At 69.1% G+C, this 16,854-nt stretch carries 18 protein-coding genes and 3 pseudogenes; 12 read left to right on the plus strand and 9 right to left on the minus strand.

What is annotated here, in order from left to right; all coding sequences use genetic code 11:
- The first annotated feature begins 76 nt into the window (after positions 1-76).
- Both ABT340_RS25540 and ABT340_RS25545 read left to right on the plus strand, forming a co-directional pair.
- Entirely contained in the window at positions 77-331 is a 255-nt protein-coding gene (locus tag ABT340_RS25540; protein WP_352013356.1) for a hypothetical protein, read from the plus strand.
- Positions 328-471: a hypothetical protein gene (locus ABT340_RS25545; protein ID WP_352013357.1), complete on the plus strand. Its 144-nt coding sequence runs from the start codon at positions 328-330 to the stop codon at positions 469-471. The genes ABT340_RS25540 and ABT340_RS25545 overlap by 4 nt, the downstream gene beginning before the upstream one ends.
- A 132-nt stretch (positions 472-603) precedes the next feature.
- On the opposite strand, the gene ABT340_RS25550 is transcribed toward ABT340_RS25545, so the two are convergent.
- The gene (locus tag ABT340_RS25550) at positions 604-1,296 is read right to left on the minus strand and encodes a GNAT family N-acetyltransferase (RefSeq protein ID WP_352013358.1); all 693 of its coding nucleotides are present in this window, start codon (positions 1,294-1,296) and stop codon (positions 604-606) included.
- A 150-nt stretch (positions 1,297-1,446) separates the two neighbouring features.
- Complete coding sequence (locus ABT340_RS25555; RefSeq protein WP_352013359.1) at positions 1,447-2,163, minus strand: TetR/AcrR family transcriptional regulator; 717 nt, start codon at positions 2,161-2,163, stop codon at positions 1,447-1,449.
- 204 nt (positions 2,164-2,367) lie between these two features.
- Here ABT340_RS25555 and ABT340_RS25560 point away from each other — a divergent pair, with 204 nt between their 5' ends.
- The 3 genes from ABT340_RS25560 to ABT340_RS25570 are packed head-to-tail and all read left to right on the plus strand — an operon-like array spanning position 2,368 to position 4,692.
- Complete coding sequence (locus ABT340_RS25560) at positions 2,368-3,111, plus strand: siderophore-interacting protein (protein ID WP_352013360.1); 744 nt, start codon at positions 2,368-2,370, stop codon at positions 3,109-3,111.
- 19 nt (positions 3,112-3,130) lie between these two features.
- The gene (locus tag ABT340_RS25565) at positions 3,131-4,234 is read left to right on the plus strand and encodes an FAD-dependent monooxygenase (RefSeq protein ID WP_352013361.1); all 1,104 of its coding nucleotides are present in this window, start codon (positions 3,131-3,133) and stop codon (positions 4,232-4,234) included.
- Positions 4,234-4,692 (plus strand): DUF6640 family protein, encoded by a 459-nt coding sequence (locus tag ABT340_RS25570; RefSeq protein WP_352013362.1) that lies wholly within the window; start codon positions 4,234-4,236, stop codon positions 4,690-4,692. Before ABT340_RS25565 ends, ABT340_RS25570 begins: the two co-directional genes overlap by 1 nt.
- Before the next feature lie 41 nt (positions 4,693-4,733).
- Here ABT340_RS25570 and ABT340_RS25575 read toward each other — a convergent pair whose 3' ends face one another.
- A complete protein-coding gene (locus ABT340_RS25575) occupies positions 4,734-5,504 on the minus strand; it encodes an SDR family oxidoreductase (RefSeq protein ID WP_502992529.1) in 771 nt (256 codons plus the stop codon).
- A 338-nt stretch (positions 5,505-5,842) separates the two neighbouring features.
- Between ABT340_RS25575 and ABT340_RS25580 the strand changes: the two are divergent.
- A pseudogene (locus ABT340_RS25580) lies at positions 5,843-6,457 on the plus strand (oxidoreductase); the annotation flags it as partial.
- A gap of 289 nt (positions 6,458-6,746) precedes the next feature.
- On the opposite strand, the gene ABT340_RS25585 reads toward ABT340_RS25580, so the two are convergent.
- Positions 6,747-7,157: a RidA family protein gene (locus tag ABT340_RS25585; protein ID WP_352013364.1), complete on the minus strand. Its 411-nt coding sequence runs from the start codon at positions 7,155-7,157 to the stop codon at positions 6,747-6,749.
- 79 nt (positions 7,158-7,236) lie between these two features.
- On the opposite strand from ABT340_RS25585, the gene ABT340_RS25590 reads away from it, so the two are divergent.
- Positions 7,237-7,608: a winged helix-turn-helix transcriptional regulator gene (locus ABT340_RS25590; protein WP_352013365.1), complete on the plus strand. Its 372-nt coding sequence runs from the start codon at positions 7,237-7,239 to the stop codon at positions 7,606-7,608.
- 425 nt (positions 7,609-8,033) lie between these two features.
- Here ABT340_RS25590 and ABT340_RS25595 read toward each other — a convergent pair whose 3' ends face one another.
- Positions 8,034-8,645: a dihydrofolate reductase family protein gene (locus tag ABT340_RS25595; RefSeq protein WP_352013366.1), complete on the minus strand. Its 612-nt coding sequence runs from the start codon at positions 8,643-8,645 to the stop codon at positions 8,034-8,036.
- An 87-nt stretch (positions 8,646-8,732) separates the two neighbouring features.
- Here ABT340_RS25595 and ABT340_RS25600 point away from each other — a divergent pair, with 87 nt between their 5' ends.
- The 3 genes from ABT340_RS25600 to ABT340_RS25610 are packed head-to-tail and all read left to right on the plus strand — an operon-like array spanning position 8,733 to position 10,042.
- Positions 8,733-9,068, plus strand: a complete 336-nt coding sequence (locus tag ABT340_RS25600; RefSeq protein WP_352013367.1) for an ArsR/SmtB family transcription factor — start codon at positions 8,733-8,735, stop codon at positions 9,066-9,068.
- A complete protein-coding gene (locus tag ABT340_RS25605) occupies positions 9,065-9,565 on the plus strand; it encodes an SRPBCC family protein (protein ID WP_352013368.1) in 501 nt (166 codons plus the stop codon). The genes ABT340_RS25600 and ABT340_RS25605 overlap by 4 nt, the downstream gene beginning before the upstream one ends.
- Before the next feature lie 15 nt (positions 9,566-9,580).
- On the plus strand, positions 9,581-10,042 hold the full coding sequence (locus ABT340_RS25610) for a VOC family protein (protein WP_352013369.1): 462 nt from the start codon (positions 9,581-9,583) through the stop codon (positions 10,040-10,042).
- Here ABT340_RS25610 and ABT340_RS25615 read toward each other — a convergent pair.
- Positions 10,039-10,928: pseudogene (locus ABT340_RS25615) on the minus strand (IS5 family transposase). The gene ABT340_RS25610 and the pseudogene ABT340_RS25615 overlap by 4 nt on opposite strands.
- A gap of 145 nt (positions 10,929-11,073) precedes the next feature.
- Positions 11,074-12,858: a DUF4132 domain-containing protein gene (locus ABT340_RS25620; RefSeq protein WP_352013370.1), complete on the minus strand. Its 1,785-nt coding sequence runs from the start codon at positions 12,856-12,858 to the stop codon at positions 11,074-11,076.
- Between the two features lie 163 nt (positions 12,859-13,021).
- Here ABT340_RS25620 and ABT340_RS25625 point away from each other — a divergent pair.
- Positions 13,022-13,195: pseudogene (locus ABT340_RS25625) on the plus strand (alpha/beta fold hydrolase); the annotation flags it as partial.
- A 144-nt stretch (positions 13,196-13,339) separates the two neighbouring features.
- Here ABT340_RS25625 and ABT340_RS25630 read toward each other — a convergent pair.
- The gene (locus ABT340_RS25630) at positions 13,340-15,139 is read right to left on the minus strand and encodes an alpha/beta fold hydrolase (RefSeq protein ID WP_352013371.1); all 1,800 of its coding nucleotides are present in this window, start codon (positions 15,137-15,139) and stop codon (positions 13,340-13,342) included.
- Positions 15,140-15,259: 120 nt separating this feature from the next.
- Between ABT340_RS25630 and ABT340_RS25635 the strand changes: the two genes are divergently transcribed.
- Positions 15,260-15,817: a winged helix-turn-helix domain-containing protein gene (locus tag ABT340_RS25635; RefSeq protein ID WP_352013372.1), complete on the plus strand. Its 558-nt coding sequence runs from the start codon at positions 15,260-15,262 to the stop codon at positions 15,815-15,817.
- A gap of 406 nt (positions 15,818-16,223) precedes the next feature.
- On the opposite strand, the gene ABT340_RS25640 is transcribed toward ABT340_RS25635, so the two are convergent.
- A complete protein-coding gene (locus ABT340_RS25640) occupies positions 16,224-16,814 on the minus strand; it encodes a hypothetical protein (protein WP_352013373.1) in 591 nt (196 codons plus the stop codon).
- Positions 16,815-16,854 lie beyond the last annotated feature (40 nt).

Below are 16,854 nucleotides of genomic sequence, written 5' to 3' on the forward strand. Positions count from 1 at the left end.
CGCCCGGCGGTGGAGTTCATGGCGGGACAGGTCAAGGTAGTGCCGTTGGAGCACGTGGTGCCCGAGGACTGGCGCGATGCGGTCCTCGACCCTGACAGCGGTCTGGTCGAGCGGATCCCGTACGAGCTGTGCGTGCTGGTCACGCTGCACAGAGGAGATCACCCGCCGCTGGGGCGTGATCGACCTGCTGGACCTGGTCAAGAATGTCGACCACGCCACGAAGTTCACCGGCGAGTTCACCTCGGTGGCCTCGCGCACGGTGACCGACGCGAAGGTGCTGCGCCGCCGGCTGCTGCTGTGCACCTTCGTGCTCGGCACGAACAGCGGATGAAACTCACCGAGGCCGACCGGCGCGCCCTGTCGGCTCTCTTCTGGAGCCACCTGAATCTGTACGGCAAGTTCGAGCTCGACAAGAGCAAACAGCTCGACCTCGGGCCGGGGCCGAGCGTCGAGGGTTCAACAATCAGATGACCCGTGAGGAATCCCGGGGCCCCAGCCCGGCAGTCAGCCCAGGGCGCGCTGATCGTCACTGCTTTGGCTTGTCGTCGGTGGGCGCACGCCGGTCCCCGGGCACGCCGTCCCTACGGTCTGATGGTGGCGGGGTTATTGAGGCTTGGCGGACGTCCGCGCTCCGGCCTCTGCCTCCTCAGCAGTGCGGCTGGCACTCCAGATCATCGTCCGTTGGTGGACCCGTCGGCCGTCGTGCCGGAGACCGGGCACCAGTGGTGCCGGGCCGTGCTCGGCGAAGCCCATGCGCTCAAAGAACCGCACCGCCCGGGTGTTCTCGACCAGGGTCTGCAGGTGGCAGCCGGGAGATCCGGCCTTCCTGAGTCTGTCAAGCCACCGGCTCATCAGCCCGTCGGCGGCACCTGTCCCTCGCGCTTCGGGTGCCACGTTGATGTGCAGGTGTGCGGGCCACCTGGCGTCGGTGAACTCGCCGACGCCAGGCTCCCTGCGGACCGCGGCCCACGCCAGATCGGCCAGGCTGCGCGCGAAGAAGGCCGCGGGCCTGGGTCGGAAGACCAGCCGGTAGGTCCGCATCGCCTTCTCCATGCGCTCGTCCTCCCCGGGGAACCTCGCACTGTCGAGGCATCCCGTCAGGTAGCCCACCAGGGCGCCCCCGGCGACGGCGACGAAGAGCGAATCCGGTTCCAGCTCCATGTAGGGATCCAGGTAGACGGCCGCCTCCGAGTCCACGTGCCCCCACAGCGACGCCGTGGGAGCGCCCTCGCCCACGCGCTCGAACAGCTCGCGCAGCTCGGCGCGGTCACTCCGTGCGAACGTACGGATCTCCATGACGCCTCCCTTAGAAGTGAGGCGGCCCGCCACCACAACGAATGGCCCGCGCGTCGCGTTGGGCCATCGTCAGCTCTGGAGTTTCTTCCGTACGTGGTCCGCCCCTTCGGAGTCCCGCGGTTCCGTACCGCTCCCGACGCCCGGTCGGATTCATGCCGCTGCGTCGTCGTCGATGCCGAGGGTGACCGCCAGGTCGCGCAGGCACTCTTCGAAGACGGGCTCCAGGTCGGTGTAGGCGAAGTCCAGTTGGTGCAGGACTTCCATGCACAGCAGGCCGTACAGCCTGATCCAGCACGACAGGAAGACGTGGGCGGCTTCGGGCGGCAGTCGCCCATCGATGGTGGCGGAGTAGGCGGTCAGCTGCTCGCGCAGGGAGGCGGACAGGCCGGCCGGGTCGGGCACCGGGAACGGCCGTGTCCGCCACAGCTCGACCGTCAGGTCGAGCAGGACCTGCTCGAAACTCAGGGCGGCCTGGTGACGCACCGAGCCGGCACCGCGGTTCGGCGGTGCGATGGGGCTGGCGAAGATCCAGCCGAACTCGGCCGGGTGGGCGATGGCCCAGGTGCGCATGGCCCGGCAGACGGCCAGCAGGCGGTCGCCGATCGGCGCGCCGGCGCGGGCGTCGCGGGCCTGCTCCATGATGGCGGCCAGCTCGCGGAAGAAGTCTGCGGTCACCGCGCCGACCAGCTCGTCGTGGCCGGCGTAGTAGTGGTAGAGAGCCGGGCCGCTCATGCCGACCTGCCGGGCGACCGCGTTGATGGTCACCGCGGCCGATCCCTGCTCGACCAGCAGCCTGCGCGCGGCCGCGTGAATCTCCTCCAGGGTGGCCTGGCGCAGCCTTTCCCGCCTGCTGGTGTGTGCGGACATCGTCACCCCTTGTGTTGTTTCTTTGGCGCCGTTGACATCTTAGGGCATCTATGTTTCCTTAATGCCTCTAAATAACCTAGAGGTCGTAAGGGGCGAACATGGGACTTGCGTGGTGGATCCTTCTCGCGGTCGTGGTGCTGGTTACGGCCGTGTGGTGGCGGATGTCCAGATCCGCCCACCTTCGGCGGCGCAAGGACTCCTGACATGGCACCTACGATGCGCGACCGCTTGTTCGGCAAGTACGCCATGGAGGCGACCGTCACCGTGGCCCAGCAGGTCAACCCCGCCATGCGCCGGATCCGGCTGGAAACCGACCAGCCCGTCGCCTTCCCCTACACCCCCGGCCAGCACGTCAGGATCCAGCTGAAGGACCCGCTGTCGGTGTCGGGCATCCTGCGCCCGGCCGAGACGCTGCGCACCTACACGATCTGGGACCTCGACCCCGGCAGGAAGGCGATCGAACTGCGCATCCACCTGTACGCGGGCGACGGCATCGGACTGAAGTGGGCGCGGGCGGCACGGCCCGGGAACCGGGTGACCTTCTGGTGGCCGCAAGGTGACTTCTTCACCCGCGAGGCCGACTACCACGTGTTCGTCGGAGAGGAGACCGCCGGCGCCGCCTTCGGACCGATGATCAGAGCGTTGGGAGCCTCGACCGAGGTGTACGGCGTCCTGGAGAGCGAAACCCCCGAGCACGACCTGCCCATGCCCGGGACGCCGCCGCTGCGCCGCGTCCACCGCCACGGCGCCCCCGCTGTCGCCTCCCCGGTGCTGCTCGCGGCCGTGGCCGAACTCGACCTGCCGGGCAATGCCGGAGCCGCCTACGTGGCCGGGGAGGCGAGAACCTGCCAGTTGGTGCGCGATTTCCTGGTGCGCGAGCGCAACTGGCCACGGGCCTCGATCAAGACCAAGCCGTTCTGGGCCCCGGGCAAGCGGGGCCTGCACTGACCGTCAAGGAGACCTGAACATGAAAGTGATCATCGTAGGAGGCGGCATCGGCGGACTCGCCACGGCCGTCGCCTTCCATCGGCGAGGCTGGCAGGTGGAAGTCCTCGAACGCGCCGCTGAGTTCACCGAGGTGGGCGCGGGACTGACCATCCAGCCCAATGGCCTGCGCGCTCTGGACGCCATCGGCCTGGGCGAGCGGCTGCGCGCCGGTGGGCTGGCCGACCCGCTCGCGGGGATCCGCAGCAGGCGCGGGGACTGGCTGGTCCGCAATGACGTGGGCAGCCTCAAGCGCCGCTTCGGATCATGGGTGACCGTGCACCGGGCCGCCCTGGTCGACCTGCTGAGAGCAGTCGTGCCGCCCGACGCTCTGCGGTCCGGCATCGACGTGCAGCACGTTCAGCGCGACGGCACAGTCCGCCACAGCGGCGGCACCTCCACCGCCGATCTCGTCGTGGGCGCCGACGGCGTGCACAGCGTGACGCGCCGCTCGCTCTGGCCGCACCTTCCCGGTCCGCGCTATGTCGGCTACACCACCTGGCGTCTCATCGCTCCGCCTCAGCGCGTCGAGGGGAGCGTGGAGACGTGGGGTAGGGGCGAACGGTTCGGGCACGTGCCGATGCCCGACGGCCGCATCTACTGCTACGTGATGGCCAACGCGCCGGCCGGCTCCCGCGTCGGCCTGGATGAGCTGTGCGAACGCTTCGCCCGCTGGCACCACCCCATCCCCGCGCTCCTCGGCTCCGCGCAAGAGGAGGCGGTGCTGCAACACGACACCCACGAGCTGCCCATGTTGCCCGCGTACGTCTGCGGGAACGTGGCCGTTCTGGGAGACGCGGCCCACGCCATGACCCCCAACCTGGGGCAGGGCGCCTGCCAGGCGCTCGAGGATGCGGTCACGCTCGCGCACGCGGTGGACACCCTCGGCGTACGCGCAGGGCTGGAGGCGTACGACCGCACCCGCAGGCCGCGCACCCAGCTGATCGTCCGCCGTTCCCGCCAGGCCGGCGCCGCCGCGCACTGGACCTCCACGCCGCTGACCATCCTGCGGGACGCGGTTCTTCCCCTACTGCCCACCAGGTTCTTCGCCCGCTCGCTCACCCCCGCCTACACCTGGACGATCTGATGCTTCTCCCACGAATCCTGATCATTGCCGTCGCAGCGATCACGACGGTCGGTGCCGTGCTCGCCGACCTGGTCATCCCCGACCTGGCGGCACAGCACGCCTTCAACCCGGCCTGGCCGCCCCACGCCAAATTCCACGATGCCCAATACATGGTGATGACAGTGCTCCTCGGCCTCACCGGCCTGGCCCTCGCGCTACGGCCAGGCCGGAACACGCTGCTGCACGCCGCCGCCATCCTGGCCATCCCGTGGCTCGGCATGATCGGTGCGCTCCTGTTCCCCGCGACCGCCACCTACGACCCGGAGTTCGCCGACCGGACTGTCTTCGTCCTAGGACTGCACGGGCAGGTCTTTATGGCGATCGTCCTGCTCGTAGCCCTGCTCGTTGCGGCAGCGGTGACACTGCGCATGCCGTGGTCTCCGCCACCTGGTCATGAGCGCTATCACAGCCCTGCCTGAGTTCCTGTCTTTGAAACCGGACTGGATCTTGTAGTGGGTCACTACATGTGCGGCCCGAGGAAGCAACCGCCGGACGCGTCGATGACCTGCCCGGTGACCCAGCGGCCCGCGTCAGAGGCCAGGAAGCCGACCACGTCGGCGATGTCCTCGGGCTGGCCGACCCGGGGGATCGCGTTGCTGCTCGCGACCATCTTCTGGGCCTGGGGGTTGCCGCGCATCCACGGGTTGGCGTCGGTCTCGGTGGGGCCCGGGGTAACCGTGTTCACCGTGATGCCACGGGCCCCCACCGCATTGGCCAGGGTGCGGCCGAAAACGTTCATGGCCGCCTTGCTCATGGCGTACGCCAGTTCCGGTAGCGCGATCCGGGTCGCCGCCGACGACACGTTGACGATGCGACCACCGTCGTTCATCAGAGGAAGCGCTCGCTGGGCGATGAACAACGGCGCCTTGGTGTTGACGGCGAACACCTGGTCGAAGGCTTCGGGGGTGATCGACTCGATCGGCCCCGGGGCGCCGGTGGCGGCGTTGTTGACCACGATGTCCAGCCGCACCTGCCCTGTCTGTTCGCGCAGCCCGGCTTCCATCCCGGTGAACAGCGTGTCCACGTCGGTGGGAACGCCCAACTCCGCCCGGACGGCGAAGGCGTTGCCGCCAGTTTTCTCGATCAGGGAGACGGTCTCCTGGGCGGCTGTCTCGTTGGACCCGTAATGCACGATCACCAGCGCGCCGTCGGCCGCCAACCGCCGCGCGATGGCCCGGCCGATGCCCCGCGAAGCCCCTGTCACCAGCGCTGTCCTGCCGTTGAGAGTCATTGCTTCCTGCCCTTCTTCACGTCCGTCACGTGCTCGTGCCTCATGATGTGAAGCCTGGCCAAGCGCGCTGACAACACAGTGACAACCCACTGACAGGTCGGAGCCCGTTCGGCAAGGGGCCGGGGCGTGACCGGGGTGTAGGGGACATTTCCGTTTTTGGGTGCTGCGCGGCGGTGCGTGCCGGTCGAAGGCGCGTCGGGTGCGTGACTGGGCTGCGCGTCGTGAGGCGCTGGCGGCTGTGGTCATTTCCGCTGAGGCTGCGGTGTTGTTGGAGTCGCTGGCGACGCGGCAGGCGAGGTTGAGAACGCCACCCACGGCGATAAGCGAAAGGCACAACGATGAACGCGGCGACCGCATCACTTCCCGGCGGCACCTGGACACTGGGCAACGCGACCATCACCCGGTTCGGTTACGGCGCGATGCAACTCGCCGGCCCGGAGGTCATGGGGCCTCCCGCCGACCACGATGGCGCCCTGGCGGTATTGCGCGCGGCCGGTATCACCCACGTTGACACCAGCGGCGCGTACGGACCGCGCGTCACCAACGAACTGATCCGTGAGGCGCTGCATCCCTACCCGGAGTCGTTGTTCATCGCCACCAAGGTGGGGGCGAACCGAGACGCGCAAGGCGGCTGGCCCACGGCCCGGCGGCCCGAAGATCTGCGCAAGCAGGTCCACGAGAACCTCCGGTCTCTCGGGGCCGAGACCCTCGACTTGGTCAACATGCGCATGGGCGATGCCGAAGGCCCTAAGCCTGGTTCGCTCGCCGAGGCGTTCGCGACGCTCGTCGAACTCCAGCGAGAGGGCCTGATCCGTCACCTCGGGGTCAGCAACGTCACCACCGAGCAGGTCGCCGAGGCCCGCGGTATCGCTCGAATCGTCTGCGTGCAGAACATGTACAACCTCGCCCACCGCCACGACGACGACCTCATCGACAGGCTCGCCGCCGCCGGCTGGGGGCTTCACGCCGCTACAGTCCGATGCGCTCTGGAGGGTCGCGGCGCGGCTTGGGGCGACGCCGATGTCGGTCGCGTTGGCCTGGCTGTTGCAGCGCTCACCGAACATCCTGCTCATCCCCGGCACATCATCGACAGCCCATCTGAGGGAGAACATCGTCGGTGCCGGGCTCTCCCCTCCGGTGAGGATGTGGCGGACCTGGAGAGCATCGGCCGCTGAACGCCACGTTGACCAGTTCGTGCCGTGCGTGGCCGTGCGGTGGCCGGGCACGGCTGCGTGCGCCGGATCAGTCGAGCAGTGCGGTCGCCTCGACCTCGACGAGGACGTCCGGCTCGAAGAGGTGGTCGACGCCGATGAGGGAGGCCGGGGGCATGGGGAGCCGAAGGCCGATCTCCTCGGCGACGGTCTCGACTCCGGCCATGAGGTCGCCGATCTTCTCCGGGCTCCACCGGGTCACATAGAACGTCAGGCGCAACACGTCCGCGAACGAGGCGCCTGCGCCGGCCAGGCCGGCGGCGGTGTTGCGCAGGGCCTGTGCGACCTGTCCGGCCAGATCGCCGGGGGCCACCGGGGTTCCGTCGGCCTGTCGGGCGACCTGCCCGCTGACATGGACGTGTGTGGTGCCCGTGCCGACGGCGACATGGTGGTAGGGGGTGGGCTGGAGCAGGCCTTCAGGGGTGAAGTGCTTGACGGTCATGGCTGTTTCTCCTTGTCAATGTAGGTATCTGTAAGCTACCTAGTAGGAGAAAGGCACTTCAACGAGACCAGGTTTCACCATGGATACCGACGGCGGGCTCCGCATCGACGCCCCGCACCGCGAGCTCCTCGATCAGGTGCTCGACAAGTGGTCCCTCGGTGTGCTCAACGAGCTCTGCGAGCGACCCTGCCGCTTCAACCAGTTGCGCCGGGCCATGCCCGCGGTCACGCAGAAGTCGCTGACCACGACTCTTCGCCGCCTGGAGCGTAACGGGGTGATCGAACGTGAGGTTCTCTCCACGCGGCCGGTGGCGATCGTGTATCGGATCACACCGCTCGGCAAGACCTTGCGGCAGCCCATCGACGTCCTGCTGGCCTGGGCGTCGGAGCACATGCCCGCCATCGAACACGCCCGCGACGCCTTCGACATGCGTGAGGACGCGGGCCTGTGAGACCTGTGTCCCGGCCCTGTTCGGGTCGGTGGCCGATGTCCTGGCGGGGTGGGCGGGGATCGGAGCCTTCTCCGCTGCCGTGTGGGGACTTCCGAGGGTGCGGCGTATCCACGGCTCGCCTCGGCGCGGTGATCGTCGGTTCCGCGGGGTGAGATGCGCCGCCGGGTCATCGACGCCGCGACCGGCCTGCTGGAGCGGAAGGAGTTGTGCGGCGGCTGGGGCGGCGTGGTGGAGTTCGGGCCGGCTGTCCCGTCCTTTGCTCGCTGGTGTGGCATGGCGCTCTGCCGCCTTGCCGGGTCAAGGCACGCATGATCGGTTGTGTGGCGTTGCTTTGCAGCTGGTGGCATGGGCCTGAGCGGGGGCCTATTTGATCGGTCGCTGGGGCGGGTCGGTTGGCGGTCGGCGACAGAGGCGGATCTCTTGCATTACCCCGGTGTCCGGGGCGTGCGGCGATAGATCATGTGGGTCACACCGATTCCCTCGATGATCTCCACCTGCTCGAAGCCGATCGGTGCTGTGGCGTTGAGCCCGGCCAGCACAGGCGTGCCGCCGCCGAGTACCACCGGCACGACGTCCAGCCGCAACTCGTCGAGCAGGCCGGCCTTCAGCGCGTCGGCCGCGGTGCCGCCGGGACCGATGCCGACGTCGCGATGCCCGGCCACCTCGCGGGCTCGCGCGATCGCGTTCTCCACGCCGTCGCTGACGAACGTGAACGGTGTCGTCGCCGTCCAGCCGGACGGTGGTGGGCGGTGGCTGACAACGAACACCGGTACGCCGCCCGGGTGTCGCCCGTTCCAGCCCGCGGTGAGGTCGAACAGGTTCCGGCCGATGACACAGGCTCCGAGCGTCTCCTGGAGTCGGCGCAGGTAGCGGGCCGTTGCCTCGGAGGTGCGGTAGGTCAGCCGGTCCGGATCGGCCGTTGGCGTGGCCACGGAGCCTGCCGTGCACCAGGCGAACAGCTTGTCGAAGCCTGACTGGCCGGGGCCGGAGATGTACCCGTCCAGCGAGACCGACGCCTGTGTGAAGACCTTTCCCATGGTTGCCCCCGAGCGTCTGTGATTTTGACAAAGCTGGACGCTAGCACATATAAAACCATCAGGTTATGGAACCGGAGGGTTATGGAAATGGTTGCAAGCGACAGGCTGGACGCGACGTTCGCGGCGCTCGCCGACCCCACCCGACGGGCCATCCTGGCCCGGCTCGCGGCGGGTGACGCCACGGTCACCGAGCTGGCCGCGCCGTTCGCGATGAGCCAGCCCGCCGTCTCCAAACACCTGCGCGTGCTCGAACGGGCGGGCCTGATCAGCCGCGGCCGCGACGCACAACGCCGGCCATGCCGGCTGGTGGCCGAGCCGCTCAAGACGGCCACGGACTGGCTGGCCGACTACCGCGACTACTGGGAAGCGAGCTATCAGCGGCTGGATGCCTTGCTGGAGGACCTGCAGGACGGCAAAACGTGACCTCCCCCCACCCCGGCCTCGGGCTGCACGTCGTCGCGTCCGGGGCCACCGGCCTCGTCCTCACCCGGACCTTCGCCGCTCCCGCGCCGCTGGTCTTCGCCGCGCTCACCGAGCCGGAACTGCTCCGCCGCTGGTACGGCGCCCGCGGCTGGCAGCTCACCGTTTGCGAGGTCGACCTACGCCCAGGCGGTGTCTGGCGGTTCGTCTCAACAGGGCCGGGTGGCTCCGAGATGGAACTACACGGGCTGTTCCGTGAGGTCGTGCCGCCTGTACGCCTCACACAGACCGAGATCCACCGTGACTGGGCCGACGGCGCGGCACTGGTCACCACCGTTCTGGACGAGACAGACGGACACACCACCATGACCGTCACCGCGCAGTACTCCTCGCCCGAAATTCGCGACATGGTCGTGCGCAGCTCCATGCAACGAGGCGCCGACGAAGGATACGACCGCCTCGCCGCTGTACTCGCCACACTGCCACCACACCTCTCCTGACGAAAGGCGCCATCCATGACCGACGCATCCGCACCAGTCACCGAGATCCCGACCGACCTCGGGGAAGTTCCCGAGGACTCCGGCAACCCGCCTGTGCCCCCTGGCACGCTGCTGCTGGAACTCGTGCCGGTGCCGACCACCGACATCGAACGGGCCAAGGCCTTCTACCAGGACCAGCTCGGGTTCCGTCTCGACGTCGACGTCAACCCCAAGCCCGGTGTCCGCGTCGTCCAGCTCACTCCGCCCGGTTCGGCATGCTCGATCACGCTCACCGAAGGCCTGCCCACACTCGACATGCCCCCAGGAACTCTGCGCGGTCTGCACCTCGTGGTGGCCGACATCGAGGCATCGCGCGCCCAACTCGTCGGGCGTGGCGTCGAGATCAGCGAGATCGAGGACTCCGGCGGCGTGCTCTACGCCTACTTCGCCGACCCGGACGGCAATACCTGGTGCCTTCAGCACATGCCCTGGCGCTAAGGCCTGTCTGACAATTCGGAGTGGCGGAGCCAGAGCATGACGGATGCCAGGGTGACGCCTGCGAGGTAGCGGCTGGCGAGCTTGTCGAAGCGGGTGGCGATGGCTCGCCACTGCTTGAGCTTGGCGAAACACCGTTCTACGAGGTTGCGGTTCTTGTAGGTGGCCCTGTCGAAGGCGGGAGGGCGGCCGCCGTGGCTGCCCTTGCGCTTGCGGTTGGCGATCTGGTCCTTGCGTTCGGGGATGACCGCCTGGATGCCGCGCTGCCGCAGGTGTAGGCGGATCTTCTTGGAGGAGTAGCCCTTGTCGCCCAGCAGGCGATCGGGGCGGGTACGGGGCCGGCCGATGCGGCGGCGCAGCCGGAAGGCGGCCATGACCGCGTCGAAGGCGGTGCAGTCGGCGATGTTGCCGCCGGTCAGGTGCAGGGCGAGTGGCAGGCCGCGGGTTTCGGTGATCAGGTGGAGCTTGGTGGTCAGTCCGCCGCGGGAGCGTCCGAGGGCTTGTCGTCTTTGGGACTGTTTCGCATCGATCGTCTGGCCGTCGTCCCCCTTTTTCGGGCTCCGGCGGCGTGCTGATGAGCGCGGGCGATGGTGGAATCGATGCTCACGATCAGCTCGACGGTGCCGATCGAGTCGTCCTTGACCTGCAGATCCTCCAGGATTCTGGCCCAGGTGCCGTTGTCGTCCCAGCGTTTGAACCGCTCGTAACAGGTCTGCCAGGGGCCGTAGCGCTCAGGAATGTCCCGCCAGGGCGCTCCGGTACGCAGCCGCCACAGGATCCCGTTGATGACCTCGCGGTGATCGCGCCAGGGGCGTCCCCTGCCGTCCGTCGCGGGCAGCAGGGGCTCGATCCGTTGCCAGGCCTTGTCGGTCAGTTCACCTCGTCGCACCACGAACGATCATCTAACCGCACCTGCCGTGATCATTTATCAGACATCGCCTAGTGGGGCGTGTGGTTGCTCGACGACTTCGACAGCCCGGGCGCCTGGCCAGGTGGCTGGACGACGTGCCCGTCGTGTTGGTGCCGCATGACTTCTAGTGCCAATATCCGTCGTAGTAATCAACCAGGTGCTGGGCGTCCGGGCCGGCCGAAGCGGCGGTGACTGTGAGGTCGGCCTCCCGGAGGATCTCCGACCGCACCCGTGGCGGCACCGACGCCGCAGGCACCTTCTGGCCGTCGCGGTGGAAGGTCATCGGGTTGGTCGCGCACAGCGCGTCCAGGTCCCAGCCCTCGTCGGACATGCCCTCGACGACGCGCAGGAGCCAGCGGGCCTGCCAGCCCGCGAGGTCGCGCACCACCTCGCCCTGCCCCTCGTGGCAGTCGTGCTCCCAGTAGCCGATCGACACGCCGGTCCATCCGTGCCGGATCAGTTCCGTCCGGGCCAGGTCGTAACGCACGACATGACCGGCGACACGGTCCGGCTCTTTCACGTACACCTCGCGGAGGACTTGTTCGAACGGCTGCGCCAGACCCCTCTCGCGCCACGCACTCACCTCCTCGGCGCTTGCGTCGGCCGGGTGCCACAACGTGACAGGGCCCTCGGGGTGGTGCCCGGCCAGTTCCCAGCCGTCGACGGTTCTGACGGGCAGGCCAGAGGGGCCGCCGGGGGTCCGCCACACCAGGGTGCGTGCGTCGGGGCCGGTGACGGGGTGGTCGAGGAGATGTTCACCGACCTCACGCCAGGTCCATTCACGCTGGTGGATGAGCGCCTGCTCCAGGCGGTGGCGCGCGGCCGTGTGCGCCTGCTCGACCTCTCTGGGCGTGGCGCCGGCGGCGGGCAGAGCGCGGTCGAGGAGCTGGTCGCGGGTCAGCGCCGCCGCGTCGGCGAGCGCATCGAGTGCGCGAGTGGCGTTCTCCTGTACGGACGCCGCCCGCACCCGCGCCTGAATGAGCGCCAGTGGTGTGACTGTCTCGGGCCCGCCCCGGCGGGCCAGCACGCCGACAGCCCCGTTGGCGACGGTCTCGCTGCGGCAGGTGGAGCCGGGGCCGTCGTGGCCGGTGCCGCAGGTGACGGCGGCGTCGGCGAGCAGCGACGGGACCCAAGGCTCGTCAATGACCTCGCAGGTCCAGATCAGGCCGCACGCCGTCGAAACGGTCTGGCCCTTCAGGAAGCGGTCCTCGCTCCAGCTGATGTCGGCGTGATGGCAGACGAACGGGCCGCCCCGGTAGGCGGCCAGGCGGGTGACCAGCTCGTGGACCAGGGTGACGGCCTCAGGAGTGAGCAGGTCGCAGACGACCCGCAACCAGCCGTCGCCTGGGGCCGGTGTGTCAGCGGTGGCCCAGTGACGTAGCAGCGGCAGCATTCCGGCCAGGCGGAGGTCGTACTCCTCGGCCAGTATCGTGGCGAAGGGGTCGGCCTCCCCGATCACGTTCCTGACCGCACCGTCTGGGCCGTCTTCGGTGAGCAGGCTTTCCAGGAGCGGCTGGAGCTCTCCGAGGTCTGTCAGGTGGCCGAACAGGTCGCGGCGCTGTTGCGGATGGAGCAGGTGGGCGGCTGACAGCGGAATCCGATAGAGCTCCTCGTGGCGGGTGTGGCCTTGGCGGGCCCAGTATCCGGCGCGTTCGGCCAGGTTCCAGGCGTCGCCGGGCGTCCAGTCGACGGCGCGCGCGGCCACGGTGCGGACCAGGCGCAGGACGCGCTCGTCGTAGTCGTGGCCGCCCTGCGGGCTGAGCCAGAGCTTGGTGTGGGCGTAGGTGCCGTAGAGGCGCCAGTCGGTGTCAGGGCCGGGGTCGAGGCCCTGCTCGGTGAGGGCGTCGAAGCGCTGGTAGGCCTCTTTGGTAGCCGGTTCCAGATGGTCCCAATTTCCCGCGCACGTCACCTGGTGATCATAGTCGCACGATGAAGGACCGCCGGGACGGTGGCCAGGTCGTCGCGGTCGTCCAGGAGCATCACCATCGCACTGAGTCTGTCCCAACAGCCGGGCCGGCCCCGCCGACGCCCCCGCGATCGTCCTGCTGCACGGCTACCCCACCAGCTCGTTCGTGTTCCGCGAACTCATCCCGCTGCCGGCCGACCGCTACCCTGTCATCGCGCCGGACCACCTCGGCTTCGGCCACTCGGTCTCCCCTTTCGCGGGGGAGTTCGCCTACACCTTCGACGCCCTCGCCGAACTCACCTCCGGACTGCTCGAACATCTGGGCCTTGACCGCTACGCCCTCTATGTCCAGGACGACGGCGCCCTCATCGGATGGCGTCTCGCGCTCCGGCACCCCGATATGCTGCCCGGCCCCCGTGGCCGTGGTCTTGGGCGGCGGCTTCGTGCGTTCCCGCACCTGTCGTGGAGTGGCGGGGTGAGGGGGTTACCGGGTGGGGATTCGCACGGTGAACGGTTCGTTGTCGAGTTCGCCGTGGACTTCGGTCTGGTTTTCTGCGCGGAAGGGTCGCCAGCTCAGCGACAGGCGGTTCCCGGACGCGGTGGTGAGGGTCGCGGTTGCGGTTTTCGGGTTGAGGCGGATGGTCCCGGAGACCTGGACGTCCTTGACGTACCGGACCTGGTGGAGGGTGGTCGGCCCGCCTTCGGTTCGCAGGATGCGGCCGCCGCGCAGGCCGGGTTCGGTTTGGGGCGCAGGGGTGAGGGAGGTCGGGTTGAGGGGCGCGATCGCGTCGGCGGCTGTCGCGAAGGCCGCTGCCACGGTCCGGCGTTGCCTGTCGCTCAGTTCGTGGCCGTACGGCATGGCCAGCTCGCGTGCCTGTGTGGGGAAGTCGCCGAGCAGCCGGTAGTTCTCCGCGGTGCAGTCAGGGTGCGCCGGCTTGGTGGGGTCGGCGATGAAGGAGCGTAGGACGCCCTGCAGGCATGCGCCGAGCGGGTTGGATCCGAACAACTGGCCGTGGCCTCCGAAGGGCACGGTGTAGGCGTGTCCCCTGGGGTGGCGGGCGGCCACGGAGGTGGCGTCGAGCGGGGAGGTGTCGGAGTCGAACTGGCCGCTGATCGCCAGGACGGGGACGTTCGGCCGGTTGCCGGTGGCCGGTGGGCTCTGGCGTGGGGTGGGCCAGTGGGCGCACTGTCGCGTCCAGTCGGCGACCGGTCCGGTGACTTCGGAGGGCCGGTAGGGCGCGTAGAGGTGGTGGCGTCGCGCGTAGGCGTTGAGTTGCCGGAGGCGTTCGGCGGTGGGGGCGTCGCGGTCGAAGGGGAATCTGGTGTCGCCGCAGTAGTAGGTGAACAGGGCCGGTGCGGGGGATCTGTCGGGCGGGGGTGGCGTGGCGCGGTTCATCAGGCGGCGCAGTGGGGCCGGGTCGTCTTTGAGGTAGGCGTTCGCCGCGGCCAGGGTGGATCTGGCGTCGGGGTTGGCGGCGGCGGTGAGCAGGTGGCCGGTCTGGCCGATGGGTAGCTTCGGGTCGGGCTGGGCGCGGAGTCGTTTCAGTAGTTCGTCCCACAGGGCGGCCGGGTCGGGGTTGTGCCTGGCGCAGGCGGGTGAGCGGCGGCACGCGTTTCGCAGGGCTTTGAGGCCCAGTTTCTGCTGGTTGCGGAAGCCCTGTTCGGCGTAGCCGTCCTCGCCGGTGCCGATGACGCTTTCGAGGAACATGGCGCGCAGGTGCTTGGGGAAGCGGGTGGCGTAGGCCTGCCCGAGCAGTGTGCCGTAGGAGGATCCGACGAAGGTGACGTCGCGGACGCCGAGTGCGGCTCTGACGGCGTCGAGGTCGGCGGCGGCCTGGCCGGAGGTGAAGAATCCGCCCCTGTCGCCGATCTGGTGCGCGCACGCTTCGATCGTGTTCGGCCGGGTGATGTCGAGCCCGCGGCATGACAGCGGCGAGGATTCGCCGAATCCGCGTGGTTCGACCATGAGGATGTCGACCCGGTCGGACAGCGGTCCGAGCAGCGTCTTGGCGAGCCCGGCGTAGGAGGGGTCGAGTGGTCCGGGGCCGCCGCCGTTGGCGATCGCGGTGGTCAGGGGTGGGCGGCTGCGGTCGCCGCGGGGGATCCACAGGTAGGCGACGGAGATCTTCTCCGCGCCGGGGTTCGACCAGTCGAGGGGGACGCGGAGTTCGCCGTGGCAGGGGGTTGTCGCTTCCGCGCATGAGCGGGTGTGCGCCGCGGGGGTGGGCAGCAGGGCGGTCAGGGTCGCTCCGGCCGCCAGGAGGGCCTTCCAGGCAAGGTTCATGAGTACACAATGACTGTGCACAATGGATTGTGCAAACAGGTTGTGCACTGTTGGGGACGTCCGGCCAGGTCAGGGCGGCGAAAGTTGCACAACGGATTGTGCACAGCTAGTTTGTCGACCATGGTTGGAGAGCCCGCGCGTCATGAGGTCACCGACCTGGAGGCTCTGACGTCGCTCACGCACCCCCGGCGGCGGCGCATCCTCGACCACCTCTACAAGCACGGGCCCGCGACGTCGGCCACGCTCGCCCGCGAGCTCGACCTCAACACCGGTGCCACCAGTTACCACCTGCGTGAGCTGGCCAAACACGGCTTCGTCGAGGAGGCGCCGGCAAGGGGGCACGGGCGGGAGCGGTGGTGGCGCTTCGTCATGGCCGACTTCCGGTTCCCCCGGCGCAGCCGGCAGGACGCCAAGACGCGTGCCGTGCTGGACGAGATGAACACGCGGGCGTTCGCCGCCGACATCCAGCAGTTCCAGCAGGCTCTGGCCGACACCTCCGGCCAGGATGGCTGGGACGACGCGTTCCCTTACTCGCGGGGGAGCATCCGCGTGTCGCTGGGCCGGCTGGAGGCGTTCTTCGAGGAGTACGTGGCGCTGCTGATGAAGTACTCGGGTGAGGAGCCAGACGAGGACGCCCGCACCGTCAACACCGTGTTCATGGCCTATCCCGACGTGTGAGCGGGCGCCGGGCGCCGTGAGCCTCAGGCGAGTGGCCTTGGCGGGGATCCCGGCGCGGTGTGCGAGCACCCCCGATCGGCGTTCGGTGACGGGCCAGGAGAGCCCGTACGGCGGTGCGGACCGGCTCGCTTGGAGACTCGGCAGCCGGTGGCGAGAGCGCGCCCGGCGCGCTCATCTCCAAAGGCACGGCCTCGTCCTGGCCGGCGCCGATTGCGGTGGCACGGCATCGGCGGACGATGAGATCGCTCCGGCCGCGCGGGGCGTCGGTCGGCGTGCGCCGCAGGCGAGGGGTTTCCGGTGCTCCCAGGTGCGGCTCGAACGGGGCCGGCGGATCGCGCCGGTCGGCATCGTCGTCAGGACGGCGACCAGCGCTTCCTCCAAGCCGGCCGGTGAGCCGGTCACCGCGTCAGGGGAGGCGGACGCCGGCGACGATCTTTTTGAGGTCGGGGACGAGCGGCGTGCTGGCCATCACGGTGATGACGGTTCCTTCTCGTTCGATCCAGCCGACGTACCGCCCGTCGCCGAGCGCGCCGTCGCCTTGCTTCGTCAGTGCTCGACGGCCGCCGATCGTCGTGGTCTTCGCGTCTTCGGCGAAGGTTCCGTAGGTCACGGGGAGGCGCTTCAGGTCGGTGAGTCTCCTGGCGTCCGGCCAGCAGAGCACGCGTACCCACAGGCTGCGCTGCTTGGGGTCGGCGTTGGCCCGGTTGTCTCCCCACTGGTAGCCGTATTCGGTGACGCCGTTGTGCCTGCCGGCCACCACTCCGCCGTAGGTGAAGCCTTTGGGGATGTAGCCGATGCGCACGCCCTTGATGGCTCCCGCGCCTCTGGCGGGCTTGTCGATCCTGGAGTCATGGGAGCGTTTGATCTCCGCCTTGCTCGGGGTGGGGCAGGCGGCGGTGTTCCCCGCGGCGGCGTGGGCGGAGGGGCCGGTGAGCAGCGTCGCGGCGGAGGTCGCGGACAGGGCGGCGATCGTGAGTGCCTTCGTGATTGTGTTCACGTACGGATTGGATGCGGCGGGCGGGCCGGAGGTTCGCGGT

This window comes from Streptosporangium sp. NPDC000239 (assembly GCF_040300765.1).
Classification (GTDB): domain Bacteria; phylum Actinomycetota; class Actinomycetes; order Streptosporangiales; family Streptosporangiaceae; genus Streptosporangium.